Consider the following 26,137-nt stretch of genomic DNA (forward strand, 5'->3'; position numbering starts at 1 on the left):
GCGCGAGCACAAGAAGCTCGCTCTACGCCAAGCCGCATGACCAGCTTCATGATCGCCCATTTTGCAGAACTTGACGCACACAACCACGGAAGTCTCCCTCCCCCTTGTGGGGAGGGGTTAGGGGTGGGGGTCGGTGCCGGGCAGACATCTCAGGAATTCCATATGCGATTACCCTTCCCACAAGGGGCAGAGCAGGCTCAAGCCGCCAGCAGCGACTTCAGCTTCACATCCTGCGATCCCAGCGCTTCCGGCGCCGGCTTCGCCCGTTTGCCGATCAGCATTTCGGCCAGCCTGATGTCGCGGGCGACCGCATTGCCGGGGCCGACGCCGCTGGCCGCCACCAGCCTGCCGTCTTCAGCCAGATGGAAGAGGATGAAGGCGCCATCGCCGAGGTCGCGGCGCACGGTGCTGCGGCCTTCGTCGGACAGCCCGGCGATCTGCAGGCTCAGGCCGTATTGATCCGACCAGAACCACGGCACCGCCGTATGTGCCTCGCCGGCGCCGAGCATGTTCCTGGCCGCCAGCGCGCCCTGCTCCTGGGCGTTGCGCCAGGCTTCCAGCCGTACGCGGCGGCCGCCATAGACGGCGAGCGGAAACGAGCAGCAATCGCCGGCGGCAAAGATGTCGGGATCGTTGCTGCGCAGCTCGGCATCGACGGCAATGCCGTTGTCGATCGCCAGCCCAGCTTCGGCCGCAAGCCCGGTCACCGGCACGGCGCCGATGCCGATGATCGCGAGGTCGGCGACGATTTCCCGGCCGCCGGCAAGCGCTATGCGCACCTTGTTGCCGTCGTCGGCGATGGACGCGATGCCATCCCCGCACAGGATATCCACACCCTCGGCGACGTGCGCATCATGGATGATTTCTGCGATCTCCGCCGGCACGCCGCGCATCAGGATGCGCGGCTGCGCCTCGATGACGGTGACATCAGTGCCGAGCTTGCGGGCCGCGGCCGCGAGTTCGAGACCGATGAAACCGCCGCCGATGATGGCGATGCGGTTGCCGGCGGTGAGATGCGCACGAATGGCGAGCGCATCGGCAAAGGTGCGGAGATAGACGCAGCGCGGACCCAACCCCGGCATCGGCAGCTTGCGCGGCGTCGAACCGGTTGCCAGCAGGAGCTTGTCGTAGGGCAGGACCGATCCGTCCGACAGGCGCACCGCATGCGCCGCGCGATCGATCGCCACGGCCTGGACGGAATGTATATGCCGGATCGATTTCTCGGCCAGAATTGCGTCGCTGGCGATCGCCTTGATCTCGGGCGCATCGCTGGCCATCGCCTCCTTGGACAGAGGCGGGCGCTCGTAGGGCAGATGCGGCTCGTCGCCGACCAGCGTCACCGGCCCCCGATAATCGAGGTCGCGCAGCGCCAATGCCGCCCGCCCGCCGCATTCGCCGGCGCCGATGATGAGCATCCCCCCCGCCATGTCAGTCATCCGATCTGGATCAGGACTTTGCCGGCATCGACCTTGACCGGATAGGTCTTGAGATTGACGCAGACCGGGGCGCCGCGGGCGTCACCCGTCTTGTAGTTGAAGCGGCCATTGTGCTTGGGGCATTCGATGATGTCGTCCATCACCAGCCCATCGGCCAGGTGCACCTTTTCATGCGTGCAGAGGCCGTCGGTGGCGAAGAACTCGTCGTCGGGGCTGCGATAGATGGCGAAGGAGCGGCCGCCATGATCGAAGCGCATCACATCCTCCTCGTCTATGTCGCCGGTGGCGCAGGCCTCGACCCAGTCGCTCATTCAAGTCCTCCCAAAGCAAATCCAGGAAAAGTGCGCAGCGGCTTTCCGTCCGGAATTGCGTTAAATAAATATTCCAGATCGGATGGAAGCACGATCATTCCGCCGCGGCGGCGACAGTGTCGTTGTGGAATTCTTCGCGATATGGCCGTGCGGTCGGCGGCAGCTTGCGCTTGAGGAAATAGTCCTCATTGCGCAGCTGGCGCAGGAAGACCGGTATCATCTCGCGATAGCCGGCCAAGATCGACGGTGTCGGTTCCGGCAGATCGTGCTTGATCAGTTCGTGCAGCCTCGGCAGCGCATGGTACGGCACCATCGGGAACATGTGATGCTCGACATGGTAGTTCATGTTCCAGTAGATGAAGCGGCTGATCGGGTTCATGTAGACGGTGCGGCTGTTCAGCCTGTGGTCGGTGACGTTATCGGCCAGGCCGCCATGCTGCAGCAGCCCGACCATGACATGGTGCCAGGCGCCGTAGAGCCTGGGCAGGCCGACCAGCATCAGCGGCAGGAACGAACCGGTGTAGAGCGCCAGCCCGACGATGGCGGCATAGACCGCCGTCCAGATGCGGGCGACGCGGATCGCCTTGGGCTGTTCCTGTTCGGGAATGAAGGTCTTTTCGGCGGCGCTGATGTTGCCGGCGGCGTTGCGCAGCATGTCTGACATCGCACGCCAGGCGTCGAGCACGCCAACGAAGCCCAGCATGGCGCGAACCAGATCAGGCGGCCGCATGACCGAGATTTCCGGGTCGCGGCCGACGATGACGGTGTCGGTGTGGTGGCGCGTGTGGCTCCAGCGCCAGGTCACCGGATTGCGCATGATCATGAAGCAGGCGATCTGATAGACCGCATCGTTCATCCACTGCGTCCGGAAGGCGGTGCCATGACCGCATTCGTGCCAGCGCGAATCCGTCGAGGAGCCGTAGAGGACGCCATAGACGAAGAAGAACGGCACGCACCACCAACTGCCCCAGAACCAGGCGCCGCCGGCGCTGCTGACGATCAGGGCGGCGAACCAGATTGCGGTATCGCGGATCGCCGGCCCGTCGGAGCGCTGCATCAGCTCCTTCATCTGCTTGCGCGGTACGTCGGTGTGATACCACTCGGCCGCCGACAGGCCGGTCTCGACGGCGAGCCTGGCGTCGCGGCCGATCAGGCTGTAGTCACGCCGGGACGGCGCAGTGGACATGATTGCCTCCCTCGGCAAAGGCATCCGCCAGAGCGATGCCGTGAAATCCCTTGGTTTCGAGCATCAAAGTAACGCCGACCGATGATGGACTCAACATCACAAAGATAGTTTCTATCATTTCCCATCAGGATGATATACGAAGGCTCAAGCAAACCCGACGAGGCGAGCATGGTGAAGCGGCCGACAATATCAGATCTGGCGCGCATCTCGGGCGTCAGTGTCGCCACCGTCGACCGCGTGCTGAACAACCGGCTGCCGGTGCGCGAAGAGACAGCGCGCCGCGTCTACGAGACCGCTACCGATATCGGCTACCACGCCGCCGGCCTTATCAAGCAGCGCATGCGCCAGGAATTGCCGGAGTACCGGCTGGGCTTCCTGCTGCTGCGGGGCAATGATGCCTTTTACGGCGACTTCGCGCGGGAACTTGAACTGGCCATCTCGCAATCGCAGCGCTTCCGCGGCGTTGCGACCATCGATTTCGCCAGTTCCCTGGCTCCCGACGAGATCGCCTCCCAGATGCGCAGGCTGGCGGCGAAATCGAGGGCCATCGCCGTTGTCGGTCCGGACCATCCGACCCTGACAGCGGTCGTGGAAACCTTGAAGGCGAGAGGGCAGCCGGTTTTTTCGGTGCTGTCCGACTTTGCCGCCGGCATCCGGGAGGGCTATATCGGCCTCGACAACCGCAAGGTCGGGCGCACCGCCGCATGGATGATCTCCAAAGCAGCCAAGCGGCCCGGCAAGGTCGCCCTCTTCGTCGGCAGCCACCGCTTCCACGGCCATGAGCTGCGTGAGATCGGCTTTCGCTCCTTCTTCCGCGAGCACGCGCCGGAGTTCAGCGTGCTTGAGACGCTGGTCAATCTGGAAGCCAACCAGGTGACCCATGACGCGATGATCGATCTTCTGGCACGTTATCCGGATCTTGCCGGCTGCTACGTCGCGGGCGGCGGCATGGAAGGCGCAGTCTCGGCGCTGCGGGCAGCGAAGCCCGCGACCATGCCGGTGGTCGTCTGCAACGAGATCAACGCCGAGTCGCGCGCGGCACTCGCCGACAACATCCTCACCATGGTGATCTCGACCCCGCTCGCCGCTTTGTGCCGTGAGCTTGTCGACCTGATGGCGCATGCCATCGAAACCGGCGCCGCCAACGCTCCGGGCCAGACCTTCCTGCCCTTTGACATCTACCTGCCGGAAAACATCTAGCCCGCCGCCGCGCAAGGCCGCCGAGGCAAATGATAGAATCCATCAGAGCGATGCGTAAATCGGCCGGCAGGCCGCGGAATCGCCCTTGACGCCCCGATGTGAAATGGAATAAATATTTCATCATCTGTGTATTTTGGTTCTTTCGTTCCGGAACATCTGTTTCAAACAGAGGGTTTGACGTTCCAGCCAGGAGGCAAGCGTCATCCGGAATAGAAAAGATATCAGGGAGAGATTCCCCGGGGAGATCGGGGATTCCGGATAAATCGGTGAAACCGGACACCAATATGTGGAGGAGAAACACAATGAAGAAATTGATTTTGGGCGTCGCCTTCGCGGCGCTGATGAGCTCATCCGCCCTGGCCGCCAAGGTTGGCGTGTCGATGGCCAAGTTCGACGACAACTTCCTGACCGTGCTGCGCAACGGCATGATCGAGCAGGCCAAGGGCATGAGCGGCGTGGAGCTGCAGGTCGAGGACGCGCAGAACGACGTTGCCAAGCAGCTCGACCAGATCAAGAACTTCGCCGCCTCCGGCGTCGATGCCATCATCGTCAACCCGGTCGACACTTCGGCCACCCAGGCGATGTCGGACGCAGCCGCGGCAGCCAAGATCCCGCTGGTCTATGTCAACCGCGAGCCGGTCAATGTCGATACGCTGCCCGACAACCAGGCCTTCGTCGCCTCGAACGAAGCCGATTCCGGCACGCTCGAGACCAAGGAAGTCTGCCGCCTGTTCAAGGAAGCCGGCAAGAAGGAAGCCAATGTCTATGTGATCATGGGCGAGCTTTCCAACCAGGCCGCCGTGCAGCGCACCAAGGACATCGACGATGTGATCGCGACGCCGGATTGCAGCTTCATCAAGATCATCGACAAGCAGACGTCGAACTGGAACCGCGACGAGGCGCAGAACCTGATGACCAACTGGCTGTCGACCGGCAAGCCGTTCGACGGCGTCATCGCCAACAATGACGAAAGCGCCATCGGCGCCATCCAGGCGATGAAGGCCGGCAGCATCGACATGAAGGCGGTTGTCGTCGGCGGCGTCGATGCCACCCAGGACGCGCTGGCGGCAATGCAGGCGGGCGACCTCGACGTAACCGTGTTCCAGGACGCGGCCGGCCAGGGCGCCGGCGCTCTCGATGCGGCGCTCAAGCTCTCCAAGGGCGAGAAGATCGAGCACAAGGTCTACGTGCCCTTCCAGCTGGTGACGCCGGCCAACATCGACAAGTTCCTGAAGAAGAACTGAGCCGCCAACGGTTCGATACGGAGCGGCGCTCGACCAAGACAGCGCCGCTCCCCTCTCTCCCTCGGCGCCGGCACGGCGCGAGGGCGACCGCGGCTGATGGAGGACAGGATACGTGGCACAGACATCTCATGGCGTCGGCGGCGTCGGTTATGATGCGAGGAAGCGCACATGGCCGGCCGAGTTCAATGTTTTCCTGGCGCTGGTCATTCTCGTCGTCATCTTCGAACTGATCGGCCGCGTCTTTCTCGGCGACAGCTTCCTGTTCAACACCCGCAGCGACGTCGGCGGCATCTTCAACGAAGCGCGCCTGCAGATCATCATCCTGCAGGTGTCGATCGTCGGCATCATCGCCATCGGCGTGACGCAAGTGATCATCACCGGCGGCATCGACCTGTCCTCGGGCTCGATCGTCGGCGCGACCGCCATGATCGCCATGAGCTTCGCCCAGGTGGCGACGGTCAACGGCAACCCCAATCCCAAGGCGATGTTTTTGGCGCAAGGCTGGACGGACCTGCCTGTCATCGTGCCGCTGCTGGTGGCGATCGCCTGCGGCCTGTTTGCCGGCCTGGTCAATGGCGCGCTGATCGCCTACACGCGCATTCCGCCGTTCATCGCCACGCTCGGCATGATGGTGACCGCGCGCGGCATCGCCAAATGGTGGTCCAAGGGCCAGCCGATCTCGTTTCCCACCGAGAGTTTCGCCGGCATCGGCAAAGGCCTGATGCCCGTCGTCATCTTCCTGTCGCTGGCCATCCTGTTCCAGCTGATCATGACCTACACCAGGTACGGCAAGCACTGTTATGCGATCGGCTCCAACGAAGATGCCGCGCGCATGTCCGGCATCAAGATCGCCAACCACAAGATCCTGGTCTACGTCATCGCCGGCATTCTCGCCGCGCTCGCCGCCGTGGTGCTGAGCTCCAAGAACCTGACCGCGCAGTCCGGCATGGGCGTGATGTACGAGCTCGACGCCATCGCCATGGCGGTCATCGGCGGCGTCTCCCTGTCGGGCGGCCGCGGCTCGATCATCGGCACGGTGATCGGCTCGCTGATCTTCGGCGTCATCATCTCCGGCTTCACCTTCCTGCGCCTCGACGCCTACTACCAGGAGATGGTCAAGGGCGTGATCATCGTCGGTGCGGTGGTTCTCGACCAGTGGCGCCAACGCCTGCGGGCAATGAGGGCATGACCATGTCAGACATCGTCCTGAAGACCGAAAACCTGACCAAGCGCTATGGCGGCGTGCACGCGCTGGAAGGCGCGAATTTCGAGCTGCGCAAGGGCGAGCATGTCGCCATCATGGGCGACAACGGCGCCGGCAAGTCGACCTTCGTGCGCCAGATCACCGGCGTCGAGCAGCGCACCAGCGGCCAGATCTGGTTCGACGGCAAGGAAGTGAATTTTGCCGGGCCGATCGAGGCTCGCACGGCGGGCATCGAGACCGTGTTCCAGAACCTGGCGCTGGCCGACGATCTCGACGTGCCGTCGAACCTGTTCCTCGGCCGCGAGAAGGTGCTGTTCAACCTCGGCCCGTTCTCGATCCTCGACCGCAAATACATGCGCAAGGCGACCGAGGCGGCGCTCGTCCGCACGGCGGTGAAGATCCCCAATCTGTCCAACACCATCCGCCACATGTCGGGCGGCCAGCGCCAGTGCGTGGCGATCGCCCGGACGGCGACGTTCGCCTCCAAGCTGATCATCATGGACGAGCCTACCGCCGCCCTTGGCGTACAGGAGACCGCGCAGGTCGAAAACATCGTCCGCACGCTCAAGGACAATGGCGAGCCGCTGATCCTGATCAGCCACAATATGCGCCAGGTGTTCGATCTCTGCGACCGCATCGTCGTGTTCCGGCGCGGCCGCATCGTCGCCAATCTGCGCAAGGAGAACACCGACGGAAACGACATCGTCTCCTACATCACCGGCGCCAAGACCGGGGAGGCGGAACTCGCGGCCTAAACAGGATGGTCATCCTGTTTTGAGGACGATATGCGTGCTTGAAGCAATCTTGCCCCTTCCTCAGGGAAGGTGTGGACACAACTCTCTCTAACCCATCCCCCCAGAGGAAATATCATGACTGTTCGCTTCGCCCTCCTCGGTGCCGGCCGCATCGGCAAGGTCCATGCCCGCGCCGTCGGCTCCAATCCGCAGGCCAAACTGGTTGCTGTCGCCGATGCGTTCGAGAAGGCGGCAACTGAACTGGCGAGCGCCTATGGCGCCGAGGTGCGGACCATCGACGCCATCGAGAAATCCGGGGATATCGACGCCGTCGTCATCTGCACGCCTACCGACACCCATGCCGATCTGATCGAGCGCTTCGCCAGGGCCGGCAAGGCGATCTTCTGCGAGAAGCCGATCGACCTCAACGTCAAGCGCGTCGAGAAGTGCCTGGCCGTGGTCGAGAAGACCAAGGCGACGCTGATGGTCGGCTTCAACAGGCGCTTCGATCCGCATTTCGCCGCCGTGCGCAAGGCGATCGACGACGGCGCCATCGGCACCGTCGAGATGGTCACCATCACCTCGCGCGATCCCGGCGCGCCGCCGATCGACTACATCAAGCGCTCGGGCGGCATTTTTCGCGACATGACCATCCATGATTTCGACATGGCGCGCTTCCTGCTCGGCGAAGAGGTCGTGGCGGTCAGCGCCCATGCCTCGGTGCTGGTCGACAAGAAGATCGGTGCTGCCGGCGATTTCGATAGCGTCAGCGTCATCCTGGAAACCGCTTCCGGCAAGCAGGCCGTCATCTCCAACTCGCGCCGCGCCACCTATGGCTACGACCAGCGCATCGAGGTGCATGGTTCGAAGGGTATGATCGCGGCCGAGAACCAGCGGCCGGTGTCGATCGAACTGGCCAACGAGAAGGGCTATACGCGCCCGCCGCTGCACGACTTCTTCATGACCCGCTACCTCGACGCCTACGCCATTGAGATCGCCGCGTTCATCACAGCCGCGACCTCGGGCAAGAAAGCGTCGCCGAGCGGCGCGGATGGGCTGGTGGCGCTGAAGCTGGCCGATGCGGCGCTGAAATCAGCAACGACCGGCAAGACCGTCCGTCTCGACAAGTAAGAACCCTTGGAAAGAAACCACAGGAGCACAGCGATGAGCGTATCAGCCGATCGCAATTCACAGACGCGCGCCATCGTCACCGGTGGCGCCCAGGGCATCGGCTTTGCCGTCGCCGAGGCGCTGGCCGACGAGGGCTGCCGGGCGCTGGCGCTCATCGGCCGCTCGCAGGAAAAGGGCGACAAGGCAGTCGCCCATTTCAAGAAAGCGGGCGTCGACGCGATCTTCATCAGCGCCGACGTCTCTAAAGTGGCCGACTGCAAGCGCGCCGTTGCCAGCGCGATCTCGCATTTCGGCGCCATCAACGCGCTGGTCAACGCCGCCGCGACATCGGCGCGCGGTTCGCTGGTCGAAACCAGCGAAGAGCTGTTCGACACCATCTTCGACACCAATGTGCGCGGGCCGTTTTTCCTGATGCAAGGCGTGGTGGGGCATCTCCTGGAAAAGAAGGCACCAGGCTCGATCGTCAACGTGCTGTCGATGTCGGCGCATACCGGCCAGTCGTTCCTGACGCCCTATTCGACCAGCAAGGGGGCGCTGATGACGCTGACCAAGAACGTCGCCAATGCCTATCGCCACAACCGCATCCGCTGCAACGCGGTGCTGCCCGGCTGGATGGACACAGAGGGCGAGGACATCGTGCAGAAGAAATGGCACGATGCGCCGGACGACTGGCTGGCAAAGGCCGAAGCGGCGCAGCCGATGGGCCAGTTGGTGAAGCCGGACCAGCTAGCACGGTTGATCAGCTACATGGTCAGCCCGCAGTCGGGCGTCATGACCGGATCGCTGGTCGACTATGACCAGAGCATTGCGGGGGCTTCGCCGGAATAGGATCGGCGAGTCTAGCGGGAACGCCCATCACTTCGTCATCCACGGGCGGAGCAAGGAGCGTAGCGACGCGGCGCAGACCCGAGGATCCATGCCGCGACTCCAATGCGCCGCGACGGTGCAGAATTCTGTTCCGCTGCACTCTTGGTTGACGTCCCGGCATGGATCCCAGGGTCTCCGCGACGGAGCTTCGCTCCTGCTTTGCCCTGGGATGACGAAATCGCGAAGGTTCGGCCATCCTGAATTTGGCTGCCACCACCCACGTGACAAGCACCTCCGCTTCGACTATATGAGCCTCATGATCAACCTGACCGCCACATATTGGTACTTTAGGAGCTCGCTGGCGGCGGGAGGATTGCGCTCGATCTGAAGATTGCAGCAACAAGATCCGAACAGCCGCCATACCTGGCGGCTTTTTTGTTTTCAGCCGGCAGGTTCCCTCTAAATCAAAGAGGAGCATGATGTCGTCCGAAAACCGCTTCACACTTTTCGGCATCATGCTCTCGACAGGAGCAGAAAGCCGTGTTGACCACCACAGACGACCTTCGGGTCAAGGAAATCCGAGAACTGAGCACACCGGACGAGGTGATGCGGGAGATCCCGCGCACTTTGACCGCGACGCGCACCGTCAGCGCATCGCGCAACGCAACCCATGCCATCTTGAACGGCACCGACGACCGGCTGCTCGTCATTGTCGGCCCGTGTTCGATCCACGATCCGGTCGCGGCCGTCGACTATGCCAGCCGCCTGGCAGCGCTGCGCGAGAGCCTGTCGGACCGGCTGGAGATCGTGATGCGGGTCTATTTCGAGAAACCGCGCACGACGGTCGGCTGGAAAGGCCTGATCAACGATCCCGACCTCGACGGCAGCTTCAACATCGACAAGGGGCTGCGGATGGCACGCAACGTGCTGTCGGCCGTCAACAATCTCGGCCTGCCGGCGGCGACCGAATTCCTCGACATGACCACGCCGCAATACATTGCCGACCTGGTTGCCTGGGGCGCGATCGGCGCGCGCACGACCGAGAGCCAGATCCACCGCGAACTCGCCTCGGGCCTCTCCTGCCCGGTCGGCTTCAAGAACGGCACCGACGGCAATCTTCGCATAGCCGCCGAGGCGGTGAAATCGGCCGCCCAGCCGCATCATTTCATGGCGGTGACCAAGGGCGGGCGCAGCGGCATCGCCACGACCACGGGCAATGAGGACTGCCACGTCATCCTGCGCGGCGGCGTTCAGCCCAACCATGACGCGGCGAGCGTCGAAGCCGCCGCTGTGGAACTCGCCCGGATCGGCGTCGCGCCCAGGCTGATGATCGATGTCAGCCACGCCAATTCGGCCAAGAAGCCCGAGAACCAGCCCAAGGTCGCGGCCGATGTCGCCGGCCAGGTCGCGGCAGGCGACGAGCGCATCATCGGCCTCATGATCGAGAGCAACCTCGTCGCCGGCCGGCAGGAGGTGGTAGCAGGCAAGCCCTTGGTCTACGGCCAGAGCATCACCGATGGCTGCATCGACTGGGCGACCACCGAGACGGTGCTGCACGGCCTTGCGGGTGCTGTCGAATGGCGCCGCTCGACACGCCGCGCCATGATCGACAACCGGCAGGGAGCCGCTTGAGCCACTGATGCCGGCCTTTGCCCGGCACGACCCCCACCCTAACCCCTGCCCAAAAGAGGGAGGGCAATCGCATATGGATTCTTGCGAAGAAGGACCCCCACCCTAACCCTCCCCACAAGGGGGAGGGAACGCTGCCGCGCACTCCTACTCGAACCTTTGACGCCTGAAAAACGTCGGCAGTTTGCCGTTGTCAGCGCCGACTGGAGTCCCCCTCCCCCTTGTGGGGAGGGGTTAGGGGTGGGTGGGGGTCCTCTTCGCAAGAAATCCCTACGCCGCCCTTAACCCCTCCCATGCCGTGAACACCGACACGGCAAAGAGCAGCAGTCCGGCCGCCCGGCCGGCAAAAATCGTCGCCCGCGGATTGGCGATCAGAAGATTGCGGCTGCGGCCGGCCGTGATCGCCAGTCCGCCATAGATCGCAGCCTGGGTCGCCACGGTCAGCAGTCCCATGATCGTCGCCTGCATCCAGATCGGACCGTAGTCCGGTTTCAGGAACTGCGGATAGACGGCAAGCACGAACAGGTATGCCTTCGGGTTGATCAGGCAGGTCACAAAACCCTGGCGAAAGGCCTTCCATGCGGAACGGCTGCCGGCAGGCCCCTCCTGACCGACAGTGATGGAACTGCGCATCAGCGTGATGCCGATAAAGGCCATGTAGGCGGCGCCGGCAAGCAGAAGCGGCTTGAACAGGATCGGAACGAAATGCATCAGCAGGCCCACACCGCTCGCGCCATTCAGCGTGTGCACCATGCCGCCGACCATGATGCCGCCGGTCGCGGCGAGGCCCCGGTCGCGGCCGCCGGTCAACGCATTGGCAAGCACGAAGAGCATGTCCATGCCTGGAACGGCGATGATGCCGAACAGCAGGATAAAGAAAAGCCAGAGATTTTCCGCATAATCCATGTCAGTTGCCTGCCGCCTCGCTCCGCCAAACCGCAGCGGAACCTGTTGATTTTCAATTCGATAGGCGCTCCTATAGATCAGCCCAACTGACAATGCTGTGTCAGTTGGGCTCGCAGCCCGGGGGAAAAAATGCGCAAGGCGTCACGCCTGTTCGAGATCATCCAGATCGTGCGGCTGGCGCGGCAGCCGGTGACGGCGGCGACGATTGCCGAGCGGCTGGAAGTGACGGTGCGCTCGATCTATCGCGACATCGCAGCGCTGCAGGCGATGCGCGTGCCGATCGAGGGCGGACGCGGCATCGGCTACATCCTGCGCCCCGGCTTCGACCTGCCGCCGCTGATGTTCTCGATCGAGGAGATGGAGGCGATCGTCTTGTCGCTGGCGCTGTTGGAGCGCACGGGCGACAGCGAGCTCAAGCAAGCGGCCAAGCGCGTCAGCGCCAAGATCGCCGGCGCGGTGCCATCACCCTTGCGCCAGGTATTCGACGCCAATGCGCTGCATGCCTGGGGTTTCGCCGCGCCTTCTACCGGCGCGATCGACCTGGCGCTGGTGCGACGCGCCATCCGTGACGAGGAGAAGCTCTACCTCTCCTATCGAGACGAAATGGGCCGCGCCTCCGAGCGCCTCATCCGCCCGATCGCGCTCATCTACTACGCCGAAACCGCCAACATCGTCGCCTGGTGCGAGCTGCGCCAGGCGATCCGCAATTTCCGCAGCGACCGGATCGAGGATTGCCAGGCGACGGGGCTGCGGTTCAAGGGCGAAGGCGACCGCTTGCGGCAGGTCTGGGTCAACGGCTGGGAGACGAACGCTGCGGCCGTCTGAGGTGGCCGCAGATACTTGGCGTGGTGCTTACCTTGGCAGGTCGCACGCCTTGGGGATTGGTCGAAACGCCCGTTGCTTCGTCATCCTGGGGCGAAGCAAGGAGCGAAGCGACGCGGCGCAGACCCCGGGATCCATGCCGCGACCTTTGTCGAGGAATGCAGCGGAGCAGAATTCTGCACCGTTGTGATGCGTTGGAGTCGCGGCATGGATCCTATGGTCTGCGCCGCGTCGCTTCGCTCCTTGCTCCGCCATAGGATGACGAAGCGTCAGGGAGGCGTCGGCCAATCGCGAATGTCTGCGACGGGTCACCAAATGAATGGTGAAATCTTGTCTGCCGAGAGTCGGTAACCTTCCCCGTCTCGACGAACTACATGGCTCTATCGCACATCGACCCAGCGCTTCTCCTCGAACGAACGCGCCATCGCGTGAACCGTGCGCTCGATCTCCAGCCCTTCGGCAAACTCGATGAGCCGCGCCGGCCTGCCTTCAAGCCGCGTCAGCAATTCGTGGCATTCGATGATCTTGAGATCGTTGAAGCCGAGGCCATGGCCCGGCGCCGGCACGAAGAGGTCATAGGGCTTGTGGTGGGGCGCCACCAGGATGGTGCGGTAGCCCTGCTCGGTCGGTCGATCGGCGGTGACATAGAGCTGGATTTCATTCATCCGCTCCTGGTCGAACAAGATCGACCCCTTCGAGCCGAAGATCTGGATGGCGATGCGGCCCTTGCGGCCCCAGGCCGAGCGGTTGACCAGCAGCGTGCCGGCAATGCCATTTTCCAGATGCATCAGCACGCTGGCGATGTCGTAGGTTTCGACCACGCGACGGCCGCCGCTGGCCAGCTTGCGATCGGCATAGGGTTTGGCCATGTCGCAGATGACGCTGGCGACGCGGCCGAACAGGGCTGAGACCAGCGACAGCGGATGCACGGCGAAATCGTCGAGCGCGCCATAACCGGAGGCCGCCTCGTGCTTCCAGAAGAACAGCGCCTCGGGATCGGCCATGAAGTCCTCGTCCATCTCGATGCGCAGATGGTTGACCTCGCCGATGATCTTCTCTTCCAGCAAAGCGCCGATGTGGCGGATGGCCGGGCTCTGGATGTAGTTGTAGCCGAGCGCCGCGACCTTGCCGGACTTGCTCGCCGCCGCAGCCATCGCCTCGGCCTCGGCAAAGCTCGGCGCCATCGGCTTTTCGCACCACAGATGCTTGCCTGCTTCGAGGATGGCGATGGCCATTTCCGGATGGAACTGGTTGGGCGTGGTCAGCGAGACGATATCGACTTCGGGATCGTTGACTACGGCACGCCAGTCGCCGGACGCCTTGGCGAAACCGAACTCGCCCGCCTTGCGCCGGGCGAGCTCTTCATTGACCTCGCCGAGATGGACCAGCCGTGGCTTGGCAACGTCGGGAAAGACGGCGCTGACGGCACTCCATGCTATGGCGTGACACTTGCCCATGAAACCCGTACCGATGAGACCGACGCCGACCATTTTCCGTTTCTCCTCTGCTTGAAGCGTTGTGTGGATGAATTAGTCCATTTTCATCCGAAATGGAATGTCTGCCTCATTTTTTATGGCGTTCTTGCGCAGGCTCGCTATGATGATGCAGAGAGGGACGCTTCACGCATGAGCTTGGACACAGCGACGATGGACGAACGGGTACCTCGCGATTTCGAGACGCTGCGCACCACCATCCTGGAGCGGCGCGAAAGCCTGCCGAAGCGCATCGCCCAGATCGCCGCCCATGCGCTCGACAATCCCGACGATATCGCCTTCGGCACGGCCGCCAGCATCGCCGCTTCGGCCGGCGTGCAGCCTTCAACCCTGATCCGATTTGCCCAGCAGCTTGGCTTCGATGGTTTCACCAGCCTGCAGCAGGTGTTTCGCGAACGGCTGCGCGAGCGCAACTCATCCTATGACGAAAGGCTGCAGGCGTTGCGCGCCAAGGCAGAGGGCGGCGCCGGCCATCGGGCGATCTTCGACGGCTTCGTCGCCGCGGCCAGCACCTCGCTCAACGACATTTCGCGCACGCTGGACGAAGCGCATCTGGAAGATGCTATTTCCCTGCTGGCAAAGGCGGAAACCATCTACGTGCTGGCCAAGCGCCGCTCCTATCCGGTGGCGTCCTACATCGCCTATGCGCTGGGCAAGCTGAAGATCCGCAACCAGTTGATCGAATCGGCGGCCGGGCTGAATGCCGAGATGATCGGCTTCGCAACGCCGGCGGATGCCGTCATCGCCATCTCCTTCTCGCCCTATGCGCCTGCCACCATCGAGGAGGCGCGCAGTATTTCGGAACAGGGCGTGCCGATCGTCGCCATCACCGACAGCTCGTTTTCCCCGCTCGCCCAGTTCGCCAAGGTCTGGTTCGAGGTTGCCGAGGCCGATTTCGCCGGCTTCCGCTCGCTGTCGGCGACAATGGCGCTGGCCATGGCGCTGACCGTCGGCGTCGGCGAGAAGCGACGCGACACGGGTCGGAAGCGCAAGGCCTGATCCACCGCCGAAAGGTACTTTTCCCCGAAGGAACGCTCATTCCATATTGACTATGGATTGGAATTATTATTTCATATTCCCGGCGCCACGCTGCCGCTCGCGCGTGTACCCCAACACAACAAGGCCGACGGGAGGTTCCAATGAGCGAAGCCGTGGACGCTGAATACGCGCCGCTCGACGTCATCACCATCGGTCGCGCTTCCGTAGACCTTTATGGGCAGCAGATCGGCTCGCGGCTGGAGGACATCACCTCCTTCGCCAAGTCGGTCGGCGGTTGCCCGGCCAATATCTCTGTCGGCACCGCCAGGCTCGGCCTGCGCTCGGCGCTGCTCACCCGCGTCGGCGACGAGCAGATGGGCCGCTTCATCCGCGAGCAGCTGACGCGTGAAGGCGTCAATGTCGACGGCCTGAAGACCGACAAGGAGCGGCTGACCGCTTTGGTGCTGCTGTCGGTCGAGGACGAAGGCGTTTCGCCGATGATCTTCTACCGCTCCGATTGCGCCGACATGGCGCTGGCGCCGGAAGACATCGACGAGGCCTTCATCGCCTCGGCGCGCTCGATCGTCGTCACCGGCACGCATTTTTCCAGGCCCAACAGCGATGCCGCGCAGCGCAAGGCGATCCGCATCATGAAGGCCAAGGGCGGCAAGGTGGTGTTCGACATCGACTACCGGCCGAACCTGTGGGGCCTTGCCGGCCATGCCGAAGGGTTCGAGCGCTATGTGAAATCGGACCGAGTCTCGGCACAGTTGAAGACGGTGCTGCCCGACTGCGACCTCATCGTCGGTACCGAGGAAGAGATCATGATCGCGTCGGGCGCCGACGATTGCCTGAGCGCCCTGAAGACGATCCGCTCGCTGTCGTCCGCCACTATCGTCCTGAAGCGCGGCGCCATGGGCTGCATCGTCTATGACGGACCGATCAGCGACGATCTCGAGGACGGTGTCGTCGGCAAGGGATTTGCGATCGAGATATACAATGTGCTCGGCGCCGGCGACGCCTTCATGTCCGGTTTCCTGCGCGGCTGGCTGGGTGGCGAAGATCATGCGACAGCGGCGACCTGGGCCAACGCCTGCGGCGCTTTCGCCGTGTCGCGGCTGCTCTGCGCGCCGGAATATCCGACCTTCGAGGAACTGCGGTTCTTCCTCAAGAACGGCAGCAAGCATCTGGCGTTGCGCAAGGACGAGGCGATCAACCACATCCATTGGGCGACGACGCGCCGGCGCGACGTCGCCTCGCTGATGGCGCTCGCCTGCGACCATCGCGTGCAGCTGGAGGATGTGGCGGCGAAGGCCGGCGCCGATCCGGCGCGGATCGAAGAATTCAAGGTGCTGGCGGTCAAGGCCGCGGCGAAGGTCGCTGCCGGCCGCGACGGCTACGGCATGCTGATCGACGAGAAACATGGCCGCAAGGCGATGTTCGAATTCGCCAGGCATTCCTTCGCCTGGCTCGGGCGGCCGGTGGAGTTGCCGGGTTCGCGGCCGCTGCGCTTCGAATTCTCGCAGGACATCGGCTCGCAGCTGGTGGAGTGGCCGGTCGATCACTGCATCAAGTGCCTGTGCTTCTACCATCCCGACGATCCGGCGGCGCTGAAGGACGAACAGCAGCAGAAGCTGCGCGCGCTGTTCGAAGCCGCGCGCAAGGTCGGCCGCGAATTGCTGGTCGAGATCATTGCCGGCAAGCATGGCAAGCTCGACGACACGACGATCCCGCGCGCGCTGGAGGAGCTCTATGCGCTCGGCATCAAGCCGGACTGGTGGAAGCTCGAGCCGCAGGCGTCGGCCGGCGCCTGGGCCAAAATCGAAGCGGTGATCCTGAAGCACGATCCGTGGTGCCGAGGCGTCGTGCTGCTTGGCCTGGAGGCGCCGCAGGACGAGCTGGAAGCGGCTTTCGCCGCCACCGCCAAGGCACCCATCGTTAAGGGCTTTGCGGTCGGCCGCACCATCTTCGTCCATGCGGCCGAGCAATGGCTGGCCGGCAAGATGTCGGATGACGAGGCGATCGCCGATATGGCGCAGCGCTTCGAACAGCTGACCGAAGCGTGGCTTGCCGCGCGCGGCCGTAAGGCGGCATAAGAAAGCCCGGCACAAGGACTGCGGAGGAAACCACCATGAGCAAGACAATCCGCCTGACGATGGCGCAGGCGCTGACCCGCTTCCTGTCGCGCCAGATGACCGAGATCGACGGTAGCAAAGTCCCCATCTTCGGCGGCGTATGGGCGATCTTCGGCCACGGCAATGTCGCCGGCATCGGCGAGGCGCTCTATCAGCTGCGCGACGAATTGCCGACCTTCCGCGCCCACAATGAACAGGCGATGGCGCATGCGGCGATCGCCTACGCCAAGGCCAATTTCCGCCGCCGCTTCATGGCCGCGACCTCTTCGATCGGCCCTGGCGCGCTCAACATGGTGACGGCGGCGGCGCTCGCCCATGTAAACAGGTTGCCCGTCCTGTTTTTGCCGGGCGACGTCTTCGCGAACCGCATTCCCGACCCGGTGCTGCAGCAGGCTGAGGATTTCTCCGACGGCACGGCGACGGTCAACGACTGCTTCCGTCCGGTTTCGCGCTATTTCGACCGCATCACCCGGCCGGAGCAGATCATTCCTGCGCTCAGCCGCGCCATGCAAGTGCTGACCGATCCGGCCGAATGCGGGCCGGTGACGCTGTCGCTGTGCCAGGACGTCCAGGCCGAGGCCTGTGATTATCCCGAGAGTTTCTTTGCCGAGCGGGTCTGGCACCAGCGCCGGCCGCGCCCTGACCGCCATGAGCTTGCCGCTGCAGTCGGCGCGCTCAAGGGTGCGAAAAAACCGCTGGTGATCGCCGGCGGCGGCGTCCTCTATTCGCAGGCGTCGGACGAACTGGCGAAATTCGCCGAGAGCGCCGGCATCCCGGTCTGCGAGACGCAAGGCGGCAAATCCTCGCTGCCGGACGACCATCCGCTCAACATGGCGGCGGTCGGCGTCACCGGCACTTCTGCCGCCAACCGGCTGGCTGAGGAAGCCGATGTCGTGCTGGCCATCGGCACGCGCCTTCAGGATTTCACCACCGGCTCGTGGGCGCTGTTCAAGAATTCCGGCAAGACCATCATCGGGCTCAACGTGCAGCCCTTCGACGCCGGCAAGCACCGCGCGCTGCCATTGGTGGCCGATGCGGCCGAGGGCCTGGCCGAACTCAGTGCTGCGCTGAACGGCTGGAAGGCACCTTCCACCTGGACCGACAATGCGGCCACCGGCAAGAAGGCCTGGCAGGCCGAGGCGGCCAAGGTGACGGCGTCGACCAATGCCGCCTACCCGTCCGACGCGCAGGTGATCGGCGCCGTGCAGCGCGCCATGGGCTCCGGTGTGACGCTGCTGAATGCCTCCGGCGGCCTGCCGGGCGAATTGCACAAACTTTGGCAGGCGGGCGCGCCCGGATCGTATCATGGCGAATATGGCTTCTCGACCATGGGCTACGAGATTGCCGGCGGGCTCGGAGCCAAGATGGCGAAGCCCGGCGATGAGATCGTCGTCATGATCGGCGACGGCTCCTACCTGATGATGAATTCCGAAATCGCCACTTCGGTGATGCTCGGATTGAAGCTGACCATCGTGCTGCTCGACAATCGCGGCTACGGCTGCATCAACCGGCTGCAGATGGCGACCGGCGGCGCCAACTTCAACAATCTCCTGAAGGACTCGCGCCACGAGGTCCTGCCCGACATCGACTTTGCCGCGCATGCGGCGAGCATGGGGGCGATCGCCGAGAAGGTGCCGTCGATCGCCGGGCTGGAAAACGCGCTGGAGAAGGCAAAGAAGAACAACCGCACCACCGTGCTGGTCATCGACACCGACCCGCTGGTTTCCACCGATGCCGGGGGCCATTGGTGGGACGTGGCGGTGCCGGAAGTGTCTGTACGGCCGCAGGTCAACGCGGCGCGCAAGGCGTATGACGAGAAGCGGAAGATGCAGACCGTCGGCGATTGATATAGGCGCTGCCACCCCTACCTCCCCCTTGTGGGGAGGTCGGACCGAAGGTCCGGGTGGGGGTCCGGCGCCACCCCCACCCCGCTGCTTCGCAGCGACCCTGCCCACAAGGGGGAGGGTGAACAAGAACCGGAGTGACTACTTGAAAGCCAAACTGGGCATGTCCCCCATTGCGTGGTGGAACGACGATCTTGCGGAACTCAGCGATGACGTGTCGCTGGAAGAATGCCTGCGCCAATCACGGTCGGCCGGCTTCACCGGCATGGAGATGGGCCGGCGTTTTCCCAATGACCCCGAAATCATGCTGCCGATCCTGAAGGCCGCCGACGTCACGCTGTGCGGCGGCTGGTTCTCGGGCACGCTGGTCGATGGGGAGATGGCCGACAACAAGGATCGCATCCAGCCGATGATCGACCTGTTCAAGGCGGTGAATGCGCCTTGCATCGTCTATGGCGAGGTCGGCCGCTCGATCCAGGGCGACCGCTCAAAGCCGCTGGCCACCAAGCCGAAGCTGTCGGATGACGAGATGAAGGCTTATGCCAGGCGGCTCGCCGAATTTGGCGAATGGTGCGCCGAGCAAGGCATGCCGCTCTCCTACCACCACCATATGGCGGCAGTGGTCGAGACCGAGCCGGAACTCGATGCCTTCATGCGCTATTCCGGAGCCGGCATTCCCCTGCTGCTCGATGCTGGACATCTGGCATTCGCCGGCGGCAACGTGCTGCGCGCTATCGACAACCATCATACCCGGATCAGCCATGTGCATGTGAAGGACGTTCGCATGGGGGTGATCGAAAAGCTCGATCGCACCAAACAATCCTTCCTCGACGCGGTGGCGCTGGGCGCCTTCACCGTGCCGGGCGATGGTTCGCTGGATTTCGGCGCCATCGTGCAGCGCTTCGCCGACCATGGCTATGAGGGCTGGTTCGTGGTCGAGGCGGAGCAGGACCCGAAGAAGAACCCGCCACTCAGGATGGCGCAGGTTGGCTACAAGGAATTGATGCGCGTCATGACCGCCGCCGGCTATACGGTCGAGACGCAAGGCTTTCCAAATGTCTAGTTTTCCAATGGCTGGTGCGACGGGTTCCCGGCGAGGCCGATTGCTGTAGATTGGCCCGATGAAAGATTCCGAACACCCCTTCTTCCGGCCTTTGTGGCGGCGCGTCGCCATCGTCGCGGTCTGCGTCATCTGGTCGATCATCGAGTTCGCCACCGGCACGCCGTTCTGGGGCATGATCGCGCTCGGCTTCGCCGGCTACGCCGTCTGGCAGTTTTTTTATCTCTATAAACCGGCCGACGAGGCGAAGGCCGAGGCCGAACCGAAGGAGTGACTGATCGCATGCGTTGGCGATTGGCTTGCAGTGCTTCTAACTTCGTCATCCTAGGGCGGAGCAAGGAGCGCAGCGACGCGGCGCAGACCCTAGGATGACGAAGTTGGAAGGGCGCCGGCCAATTTCCGAACGTTTGCGATGGTCCTTTCAAACAAACGACTTGGCTTTACAGGCCTGCAACCGTCAGGCCACTGGAATAGGAGACAAGAAATGTCGAAGCTGCTCGTCAAAGCCGACAAAGGCCTTGGCCGCGTCGCCCATGTGACGCCGAAAAGCGCCGGCTGGACCTATGTCGGTTTCGACCTGCATCGGCTGAAGCCGGGCGAGAGCGTCTCCGGCAAGACGGAGGATCGCGAAGTCTGCCTGGTGTTCGTCACCGGCAAGGGCAAGGCCAAGGCCGGCGGCAAGGAGCTCGGTCTGCTCGGCGGGCGCATGTCGCCCTTCGAGGGCAAGCCGTGGTCGGTCTACATTCCGCAAGGCTCCGACTGGTCGGTGACGGCGGATACCGAGCTGGAACTTGCCGTCTGCTCGGCGCCGGGCCTTGGCGGCGGCCTGCCGGCGCGGGTGATCGCACCGGACGATCTCGGCCAGGAGGTGCGCGGCAAGGGCACCAACACGCGCTACGTCACCAACATATTGCCGGAGGGCAAGCCGGCCGATTCGCTGCTGGTGGTCGAGGTCATCACGCCTGGCGGCCACACGTCGAGCTACCCGCCGCACAAGCACGACCAGGACAATCTGCCCGCTGAATCCTATCTTGAGGAAACCTACTATCACCGTCTCAACCCGCCGCAGGGCTTTGCCTTCCAGCGCGTCTACACCGATGCCGACAAGAACGGCCATCGCGCGCTCGACGAAGCCATGGCGATCGAGGATGGCGATGTCGTGCTGGTGCCCGGGGGTTATCACCCCTGCGCCGCCTGCCACGGCTATGACCTCTATTATCTCAACGTCATGGCCGGACCGAAGCGGACGTGGAAATTCCACAATGCGCCTGAGCATGAATGGCTGATGAAGGCCTGACCGGTCGCTGCGTGAGCACTCGCTCCCTGGTCCAGCACGAAAAAATCGTCGGCTAATGACCCCGCCGCAGCGTTTTGTTACCTGAAAGCCAGCAAGGCTTCGTCAATTCGTCATGGAAATCACCTATGGCAGCGAAGCTGACAAGGACTTTCCATGCGCTACGCCCTCTATTTCACCCCCCGGCAGGACGAGCCACTGGCGCGGATCGCCGCCGACTGGCTCGGCCGCGACCCGTTTGGCGCCGCGACGAGGCCGGTCGAAGCGGTGGCAGACCTGTCGGCGGCGGAAGTCGCTTTCCACACCGCTTCGGCGCGCCGTTATGGCTTTCACGCAACGCTGAAAGCCCCCTTCCGCCTGGCTGCCACCGAGACGGAAGCCTCGCTGCGCGCCGCACTCGACCAATTCGCCGAGGCGACGCCGGCGGTGACCATCCCGCGTCTCGTCGTGAGCCAGATCGACGGCTTCTTCGCACTGGTGCCGGAAGGGCCAGTGCCTGCGCTCAACCGGTTCGCCGATGACGTGGTGCGCGATTTCGACCGGTTTCGCGCACCGCTGAGCGAGGCGGAAATCGAGCGGCGCAGCCCGGATTCGCTGAAGCCGGCCGAGTTCCGCAATCTCTGCCAATGGGGTTACCCCTATGTCTTCGAAACCTTTCGCTTCCACATGACGCTGTCCGGCCGGGCGGGGTCACAGGAAAGCCCTCGTTTGCGCGCAGCGATCGACAGCCTGTTCGCGGAAGTGCTGCAACAGAAGGTGCTGGTGGATGCGCTGACCTTGTTTGTCGAAACCGAACCGGGTGCACCGTTCATGGTGCTCTCGCATCACGCGCTCGGGCGCCGCCCGGCCAGAAAAACCGCCTGAAGGACTGCCTGAAATGACCGCCGAGACTGTTCTCCACAATGCCCGCATCGTGCTTGCCGACGAGATCGTCGAGGGTTCGCTGGTGCTGCGCGACGGCTTTATCGCCGGCATCGAATCCGGCATCAGCCGCATCGGCGAGGATATGGGCGGCGACTATGTCATTCCCGGGCTGGTCGAATTGCACACCGACCATCTCGAAGGCCACTACGCGCCGCGGCCCAAGGTGCGCTGGAATCCGATCGCCGCCGTGCTCGCCCATGACGCGCAGGTGGCGACCGCCGGCATCACCACCGTGCTCGACGCCTTGCGCGTCGGCATGGACGAAGACGCCGACCTGACATCGGCCGACATCCGCAAGCTGGCCGACGCGATCGAGGACAGTGTGAAGCAGGACCGTCTGCGCGCCGACCATTTCATCCACCTGCGCTGCGAGGTTTCGGCACCGGACTGCCTCAGGGCTTTCGCCAATTTCGATGGCGACGAGCGGGTCAGACTGGCATCGCTGATGGACCATGCGCCAGGCCAGCGCCAGTTCGTCAATCTCGAGACCTATGCCTACTATTACCAGCGCAAGCTGAAGCTGACCGATCGCGACTTCAAGCTGTTCTGCGAAAAGCGGATGGCCGAATCGGCGCGCAATTCGGCGCCGAACCGGGCGGTGATATCAGCCGCCTGCCAGGAGCGCGGCATCGTGCTGGCCAGCCACGACGACGCCACATCAGGCCATGTCGACGAGGCGATCGAGCAGGGCGTGCGCGTCGCCGAATTCCCGACCACGGAAGAGGCCGCCAGGGCCTCGAAAGAGGCCGGGATGGGCGTGCTGATGGGCGCGCCCAACGTCATGCGCGGCGCCTCGCATTCGGGCAATGTCTCCGCCCGCACGCTGGCCGGCGACGGCCTGCTCGACATCTTGTCATCCGACTATATTCCCTTCAGCCTGATCCAGTCGGCGTTCTTCCTCGGCGATGTCGTCGAAGGCATTTCCCTGCCGCAGGCCGTCGCCATGGTCTCGAAGAACCCGGCCGATGCGGTTGGCCTGACCGATCGCGGCGTCATCGAACAGGGCCGCCGCGCCGATCTGGTGCGCGTGCGCGTCGACGACCATGTCCCGGTGGTGCGCACCGTGTGGCGGCAGGGAAGCCGGGTCGCATGATGGTGTCGGCATCGATCGAGCGGGAATTGTCGGCCGAGACGTTTCCGATCCGCGATGGCGTTTTCGTCGCCGTCGTCGGCCCAAGCGGCGCCGGCAAGGACACGGTGATCGGCTACGCCCGCGCCCGCTTTGCCGATGAGACAAGGCTGGAGTTCGTCCGCCGCGTCATCACCAGGCCGAGCGATGTCGCCAGCGAGGACCACGACACGCTGGCCGATGCCGCCTTCGTCGAGGCCGAAACCGATGGCGCCTTCGCCATCTCCTGGGAAGCGCACGGCTTGCGCTACGGCATCCCCGTCGATGTCGACTGGTCCGTCGCCAATGGCCGTGTCGCTGTCGCCAATGTGTCGCGCGCGATCATCCCCTCCTTGCGCGAACGCTATGCCAATCTGGCCATCGTCGAGATCACCGCCTCGCCGGAGGTGCTGGCAGAGCGGCTGGCAATGCGCGGCCGCGAGTCACGCGGCGAGGTGCTGGCGCGACTGGCGCGCAGCGCCAATGTGAGCCTGTCGGGACCTGGCGTCACCTCGATCGACAACAGCGGCCCGCGCGAGGCGGCCGGCGACCGTTTTGCCGAGGTGCTGCGCAAGGCGATGGCCTTTTCCGACATATCGGGCCTGATCTAGGCTAGCCTTCAAGCGCAAAAGGCATGAACAAGACGGTGCCGGCAGCACTTTCGCCAGGGGCCAGCACGATCACGCCTTCCTCCGGATCGTCCCACCGGCCCCGGTTGAAAGCACCGGAGGCATTCGTTTGCGGCTCGACGCAGAAATACGGTTTTGTCGGATCGGCGTAGAGCATCAGATGCTTGAAGACCGGGTCGGCCTTGATCCGCAAGCCGGCACCGCGGGTTGGAAAACGAATGATCGCCTCGCCCCTCCAGCCGCCGTAATCACTGTTGCGCCAGCCGTTTGGTAAAGGCCGGTCCTCGGCAAAGTCGAGTTCGGGCGGAAGTGTGATCGGATCACCGGAAATGCCATCCGGCTCTTCGAGGTAGAAGCGCTTCGCCTCGAATTGCAATGTCACGTCCGGATCGCGATCGAACCAGGGATGCAGGCCAAAACCGAACGGCAAGGTAACCGGTCCGGTGTTGGTGAGCGTAATGGTGACGCTCAGCCCCTCTTCGGTGACCGCGAAAGCCTGCGTCGCTCGATAGGAATAGGGCTCGGCTCCGGCGGCAATGTCCAGCGTCAGCGTCGCGTTCGCGGCTGCTGTCTCGGTGACAGTCCAGGCGTGTTGCCAGCCGCTGCCGTGCACGTTGAATTTCTCCGGCGGATTGTTGGGCAGGACCTGCCAGCGCTGCGCCCCGAAGTCGAAAGCGTTCCCAGTGATGCGATTGGCGTAGGGCGTCATTGGAAACATGGCCACGCCAAGCACATTGCCGGTATCGCGATCCCCGTCCGAAAGCCGGCGCAGGAGATCGATGCCGCGCCAGCGCAGCGCGCTCACGCTGCCGCCGATTTGCGGCGCCAGTTCGGCTTCAAGCGCCCCTGCCCTCAACATCAACAGTTCAGGTTTCGCTCTCATGGCTTGCCACTCGTCCGCCACCGACATCCGGCATGATGTGGAGACGTCCCGCAATCGCAGAAGGGCGGCAAGGCCGCAACCATTTCATTCATGCCGCCAGGCGCCGACAAACGCGCGGCGCGTCTTGGCAGGGCGATTATTCCGCGGCCGCGCCGGAAGCGCTTTTGCGGGTGGCGTCGACCATCAGCCGCCGTTCCCGGAACACGCCCCATTGCTGGTCGACCAGCACACCGATGAGGATGACGCCGCCCATCACCGCGAAGTTGAGCGAGGACGGGATGCCGAGCAGATTGACGAGGTTCTGCAACTCCTGCAGCAGCACCGTGCCGAGGATGACGCCGATCAGCGAGCCTTCACCGCCGCGCAGCGAGAAGCCGCCGAGCACGGCTGCGGCGATGGCGTAGAGTTCGTAGAACTGGCCGTGGCTGGCCGGCGAGATCGAGCGCGTGTACATGGCGAAATAGATCGCCGAAAGCGCCGTCAGCACGCCGCAGATGACATAGGCGGCGATGACGACACGGCCGGTGCGGATGCCCGAATATTTCGCCGCCTCCTCGTTCTTGCCGATGGCGTAGAGATAGCGGCCGAACACCGAGCGGTGCAGCACCACCCACATGACGATCGAAATAACGATCAGCGCGATGAAGCTGTTCGGCACGCCATAAGAGCGCCCGGCGGTGAGGAATTCGAGGTCGGGGAAATTCTGGCCGAACGCAAAACCCGCCGTGCCGTCGCCAGTGTAGAAGCGGGCGACGCCGCGGTAGATCAAAAGGCCGCACAGGGTGACGACGAAGGGCTGCAGCTTGAGCCTTGTGATCAGCCAGCCATGTGCCAGGCCGATGATGGCGCCAAGCACCAGGATGAGCACGAAGGCAACCGGCCATCCCATGCCACGCACGGCGATAAAGTCGATGAATAGCGTTCCGAGCAGCGCGACCACCGAGCCGACCGACAATTCGATGCCGCCGGTGATGATGACGAAGGCCTGGCCGATCGACAGGATGCCGAACAGGCCGATCAGGTTCGAGGTGTTGGCGAGGTTGATCGGAAGCAGGAAGCGCGGATTGATGATCGCAACGATCGCCCCGACCACCAGGATCAGGATCAGCAGGCCGAGATCTTTCTTGCTCATCGTCTTCTCCCCAATGCCCGCCCTGGAAGGTTCCGGACCGGAACCCG

At 63.8% G+C, this 26,137-nt stretch carries 24 protein-coding genes; 17 read left to right on the forward strand and 7 right to left on the reverse strand.

Features of this window, described 5'->3' with window-relative positions; translation table 11 throughout:
* Window positions 1-197: 197 nt before the first annotated feature.
* The 3 genes from NKI69_RS07290 to NKI69_RS07300 all read right to left on the reverse strand — a co-directional run bounded on the left by NKI69_RS07290 (window position 198) and on the right by NKI69_RS07300 (window position 2,933).
* Window positions 198-1,436, reverse strand: a complete 1,239-nt coding sequence (locus NKI69_RS07290) for an NAD(P)/FAD-dependent oxidoreductase (protein ID WP_031213034.1) — start codon at window positions 1,434-1,436, stop codon at window positions 198-200.
* The gene (locus tag NKI69_RS07295; RefSeq protein WP_352672863.1) at window positions 1,433-1,747 is read right to left on the reverse strand and encodes a Rieske (2Fe-2S) protein; all 315 of its coding nucleotides are present in this window, start codon (window positions 1,745-1,747) and stop codon (window positions 1,433-1,435) included. Before NKI69_RS07295 ends, NKI69_RS07290 begins: the two co-directional genes overlap by 4 nt.
* 94 nt (window positions 1,748-1,841) lie before the next feature.
* Window positions 1,842-2,933 (reverse strand): fatty acid desaturase family protein, encoded by a 1,092-nt coding sequence (locus NKI69_RS07300; protein ID WP_352720768.1) that lies wholly within the window; start codon window positions 2,931-2,933, stop codon window positions 1,842-1,844.
* A gap of 168 nt (window positions 2,934-3,101) precedes the next feature.
* Between NKI69_RS07300 and NKI69_RS07305 the strand changes: the two genes are divergently transcribed.
* The 7 genes from NKI69_RS07305 (at window position 3,102) to NKI69_RS07335 (ending at window position 10,885) form a co-directional block, all read left to right on the forward strand.
* A complete protein-coding gene (locus NKI69_RS07305) occupies window positions 3,102-4,133 on the forward strand; it encodes a LacI family DNA-binding transcriptional regulator (RefSeq protein WP_023810652.1) in 1,032 nt (343 codons plus the stop codon).
* A gap of 302 nt (window positions 4,134-4,435) precedes the next feature.
* Window positions 4,436-5,377: a sugar ABC transporter substrate-binding protein gene (locus tag NKI69_RS07310; protein ID WP_023810653.1), complete on the forward strand. Its 942-nt coding sequence runs from the start codon at window positions 4,436-4,438 to the stop codon at window positions 5,375-5,377.
* A 112-nt stretch (window positions 5,378-5,489) separates the two neighbouring features.
* Complete coding sequence (locus NKI69_RS07315) at window positions 5,490-6,566, forward strand: ABC transporter permease (RefSeq protein ID WP_023810654.1); 1,077 nt, start codon at window positions 5,490-5,492, stop codon at window positions 6,564-6,566.
* 2 nt (window positions 6,567-6,568) lie between these two features.
* Window positions 6,569-7,336 carry an ATP-binding cassette domain-containing protein gene (locus tag NKI69_RS07320; protein ID WP_023810655.1) on the forward strand — a complete coding sequence of 256 codons (768 nt, stop codon included), beginning with the start codon at window positions 6,569-6,571 and terminating at the stop codon, window positions 7,334-7,336.
* A 114-nt stretch (window positions 7,337-7,450) separates the two neighbouring features.
* Window positions 7,451-8,446, forward strand: a complete 996-nt coding sequence (iolG, locus tag NKI69_RS07325) for an inositol 2-dehydrogenase (protein WP_352720771.1) — start codon at window positions 7,451-7,453, stop codon at window positions 8,444-8,446.
* Window positions 8,447-8,479: 33 nt separating this feature from the next.
* The gene (locus NKI69_RS07330) at window positions 8,480-9,274 is read left to right on the forward strand and encodes an SDR family oxidoreductase (RefSeq protein ID WP_352440530.1); all 795 of its coding nucleotides are present in this window, start codon (window positions 8,480-8,482) and stop codon (window positions 9,272-9,274) included.
* Between the two features lie 519 nt (window positions 9,275-9,793).
* Window positions 9,794-10,885: a 3-deoxy-7-phosphoheptulonate synthase gene (locus tag NKI69_RS07335; protein WP_352440531.1), complete on the forward strand. Its 1,092-nt coding sequence runs from the start codon at window positions 9,794-9,796 to the stop codon at window positions 10,883-10,885.
* Between the two features lie 267 nt (window positions 10,886-11,152).
* Here the strand turns inward: NKI69_RS07335 and NKI69_RS07340 are convergent, their stop codons facing one another.
* Complete coding sequence (locus tag NKI69_RS07340; RefSeq protein ID WP_352720773.1) at window positions 11,153-11,788, reverse strand: LysE family translocator; 636 nt, start codon at window positions 11,786-11,788, stop codon at window positions 11,153-11,155.
* 129 nt (window positions 11,789-11,917) lie between these two features.
* On the opposite strand from NKI69_RS07340, the gene NKI69_RS07345 reads away from it, so the two are divergent.
* The gene (locus NKI69_RS07345) at window positions 11,918-12,613 is read left to right on the forward strand and encodes a helix-turn-helix transcriptional regulator (RefSeq protein WP_352440532.1); all 696 of its coding nucleotides are present in this window, start codon (window positions 11,918-11,920) and stop codon (window positions 12,611-12,613) included.
* A gap of 377 nt (window positions 12,614-12,990) precedes the next feature.
* Here the strand turns inward: NKI69_RS07345 and NKI69_RS07350 are convergent, their stop codons facing one another.
* A complete protein-coding gene (locus NKI69_RS07350) occupies window positions 12,991-14,100 on the reverse strand; it encodes a Gfo/Idh/MocA family protein (RefSeq protein WP_352440533.1) in 1,110 nt (369 codons plus the stop codon).
* Between the two features lie 156 nt (window positions 14,101-14,256).
* Between NKI69_RS07350 and NKI69_RS07355 the strand changes: the two genes are divergently transcribed.
* The 9 genes from NKI69_RS07355 to phnN all read left to right on the forward strand — a co-directional run bounded on the left by NKI69_RS07355 (window position 14,257) and on the right by phnN (window position 24,057).
* The gene (locus NKI69_RS07355) at window positions 14,257-15,102 is read left to right on the forward strand and encodes a MurR/RpiR family transcriptional regulator (protein ID WP_032909097.1); all 846 of its coding nucleotides are present in this window, start codon (window positions 14,257-14,259) and stop codon (window positions 15,100-15,102) included.
* Between the two features lie 140 nt (window positions 15,103-15,242).
* A complete protein-coding gene (locus NKI69_RS07360; RefSeq protein WP_352720776.1) occupies window positions 15,243-17,177 on the forward strand; it encodes a bifunctional 5-dehydro-2-deoxygluconokinase/5-dehydro-2-deoxyphosphogluconate aldolase in 1,935 nt (644 codons plus the stop codon).
* Between the two features lie 35 nt (window positions 17,178-17,212).
* On the forward strand, window positions 17,213-19,063 hold the full coding sequence (iolD, locus tag NKI69_RS07365; RefSeq protein ID WP_352440535.1) for a 3D-(3,5/4)-trihydroxycyclohexane-1,2-dione acylhydrolase (decyclizing): 1,851 nt from the start codon (window positions 17,213-17,215) through the stop codon (window positions 19,061-19,063).
* Between the two features lie 142 nt (window positions 19,064-19,205).
* Complete coding sequence (gene iolE, locus NKI69_RS07370; protein WP_023810666.1) at window positions 19,206-20,123, forward strand: myo-inosose-2 dehydratase; 918 nt, start codon at window positions 19,206-19,208, stop codon at window positions 20,121-20,123.
* Window positions 20,124-20,181: 58 nt separating this feature from the next.
* A complete protein-coding gene (locus NKI69_RS07375; RefSeq protein WP_023810667.1) occupies window positions 20,182-20,394 on the forward strand; it encodes a DUF3329 domain-containing protein in 213 nt (70 codons plus the stop codon).
* A 210-nt stretch (window positions 20,395-20,604) separates the two neighbouring features.
* Window positions 20,605-21,417, forward strand: a complete 813-nt coding sequence (iolB, locus tag NKI69_RS07380) for a 5-deoxy-glucuronate isomerase (RefSeq protein ID WP_352440536.1) — start codon at window positions 20,605-20,607, stop codon at window positions 21,415-21,417.
* Between the two features lie 153 nt (window positions 21,418-21,570).
* A complete protein-coding gene (locus tag NKI69_RS07385; protein ID WP_352440537.1) occupies window positions 21,571-22,278 on the forward strand; it encodes a DUF1045 domain-containing protein in 708 nt (235 codons plus the stop codon).
* A gap of 13 nt (window positions 22,279-22,291) precedes the next feature.
* Complete coding sequence (locus NKI69_RS07390; protein ID WP_352720779.1) at window positions 22,292-23,431, forward strand: alpha-D-ribose 1-methylphosphonate 5-triphosphate diphosphatase; 1,140 nt, start codon at window positions 22,292-22,294, stop codon at window positions 23,429-23,431.
* A complete protein-coding gene (gene phnN / locus NKI69_RS07395) occupies window positions 23,428-24,057 on the forward strand; it encodes a phosphonate metabolism protein/1,5-bisphosphokinase (PRPP-forming) PhnN (RefSeq protein WP_352720781.1) in 630 nt (209 codons plus the stop codon). The genes NKI69_RS07390 and phnN overlap by 4 nt, the downstream gene beginning before the upstream one ends.
* Before the next feature lies 1 nt (window position 24,058).
* Here phnN and NKI69_RS07400 read toward each other — a convergent pair whose 3' ends face one another.
* Window positions 24,059-24,958: an aldose 1-epimerase gene (locus NKI69_RS07400; protein ID WP_031213037.1), complete on the reverse strand. Its 900-nt coding sequence runs from the start codon at window positions 24,956-24,958 to the stop codon at window positions 24,059-24,061.
* Between the two features lie 136 nt (window positions 24,959-25,094).
* Entirely contained in the window at window positions 25,095-26,090 is a 996-nt protein-coding gene (locus NKI69_RS07405) for an ABC transporter permease (protein ID WP_023810673.1), read from the reverse strand.
* Between the last annotated feature and the right edge of the window lie 47 nt (window positions 26,091-26,137).

The sequence above is a fragment of the Mesorhizobium sp. M0491 genome (assembly GCF_040321265.1).
In the GTDB taxonomy this organism is placed as follows: Bacteria; Pseudomonadota; Alphaproteobacteria; order Rhizobiales; family Rhizobiaceae; genus Mesorhizobium.

Excerpts from the sequence above, each read along its gene's own strand:
- NKI69_RS07305 (WP_023810652.1), top strand. The coding sequence starts at position 3,102 with ATGGTGAAGCGGCCGACAATATCAGATCTGGCGCGCATCTCGGGCGTC.
- NKI69_RS07295 (WP_352672863.1), bottom strand. The coding sequence starts at position 1,747 with ATGAGCGACTGGGTCGAGGCCTGCGCCACCGGCGACATAGACGAGGAG.
- NKI69_RS07345 (WP_352440532.1), top strand. The coding sequence starts at position 11,918 with ATGCGCAAGGCGTCACGCCTGTTCGAGATCATCCAGATCGTGCGGCTG.
- NKI69_RS07355 (WP_032909097.1), top strand. The coding sequence starts at position 14,257 with ATGGACGAACGGGTACCTCGCGATTTCGAGACGCTGCGCACCACCATC.
- NKI69_RS07330 (WP_352440530.1), top strand. The coding sequence starts at position 8,480 with ATGAGCGTATCAGCCGATCGCAATTCACAGACGCGCGCCATCGTCACC.
- phnN (WP_352720781.1), top strand. The coding sequence starts at position 23,428 with ATGATGGTGTCGGCATCGATCGAGCGGGAATTGTCGGCCGAGACGTTT.
- NKI69_RS07290 (WP_031213034.1), bottom strand. The coding sequence starts at position 1,436 with ATGACTGACATGGCGGGGGGGATGCTCATCATCGGCGCCGGCGAATGC.
- NKI69_RS07400 (WP_031213037.1), bottom strand. The coding sequence starts at position 24,958 with ATGAGAGCGAAACCTGAACTGTTGATGTTGAGGGCAGGGGCGCTTGAA.
- NKI69_RS07375 (WP_023810667.1), top strand. The coding sequence starts at position 20,182 with ATGAAAGATTCCGAACACCCCTTCTTCCGGCCTTTGTGGCGGCGCGTC.
- NKI69_RS07385 (WP_352440537.1), top strand. The coding sequence starts at position 21,571 with ATGCGCTACGCCCTCTATTTCACCCCCCGGCAGGACGAGCCACTGGCG.
- NKI69_RS07300 (WP_352720768.1), bottom strand. The coding sequence starts at position 2,933 with ATGTCCACTGCGCCGTCCCGGCGTGACTACAGCCTGATCGGCCGCGAC.
- NKI69_RS07340 (WP_352720773.1), bottom strand. The coding sequence starts at position 11,788 with ATGGATTATGCGGAAAATCTCTGGCTTTTCTTTATCCTGCTGTTCGGC.
- NKI69_RS07360 (WP_352720776.1), top strand. The coding sequence starts at position 15,243 with ATGAGCGAAGCCGTGGACGCTGAATACGCGCCGCTCGACGTCATCACC.
- iolD (WP_352440535.1), top strand. The coding sequence starts at position 17,213 with ATGAGCAAGACAATCCGCCTGACGATGGCGCAGGCGCTGACCCGCTTC.
- iolB (WP_352440536.1), top strand. The coding sequence starts at position 20,605 with ATGTCGAAGCTGCTCGTCAAAGCCGACAAAGGCCTTGGCCGCGTCGCC.
- NKI69_RS07310 (WP_023810653.1), top strand. The coding sequence starts at position 4,436 with ATGAAGAAATTGATTTTGGGCGTCGCCTTCGCGGCGCTGATGAGCTCA.
- NKI69_RS07390 (WP_352720779.1), top strand. The coding sequence starts at position 22,292 with ATGACCGCCGAGACTGTTCTCCACAATGCCCGCATCGTGCTTGCCGAC.
- NKI69_RS07405 (WP_023810673.1), bottom strand. The coding sequence starts at position 26,090 with ATGAGCAAGAAAGATCTCGGCCTGCTGATCCTGATCCTGGTGGTCGGG.
- NKI69_RS07320 (WP_023810655.1), top strand. The coding sequence starts at position 6,569 with ATGTCAGACATCGTCCTGAAGACCGAAAACCTGACCAAGCGCTATGGC.
- NKI69_RS07350 (WP_352440533.1), bottom strand. The coding sequence starts at position 14,100 with ATGGTCGGCGTCGGTCTCATCGGTACGGGTTTCATGGGCAAGTGTCAC.
- iolG (WP_352720771.1), top strand. The coding sequence starts at position 7,451 with ATGACTGTTCGCTTCGCCCTCCTCGGTGCCGGCCGCATCGGCAAGGTC.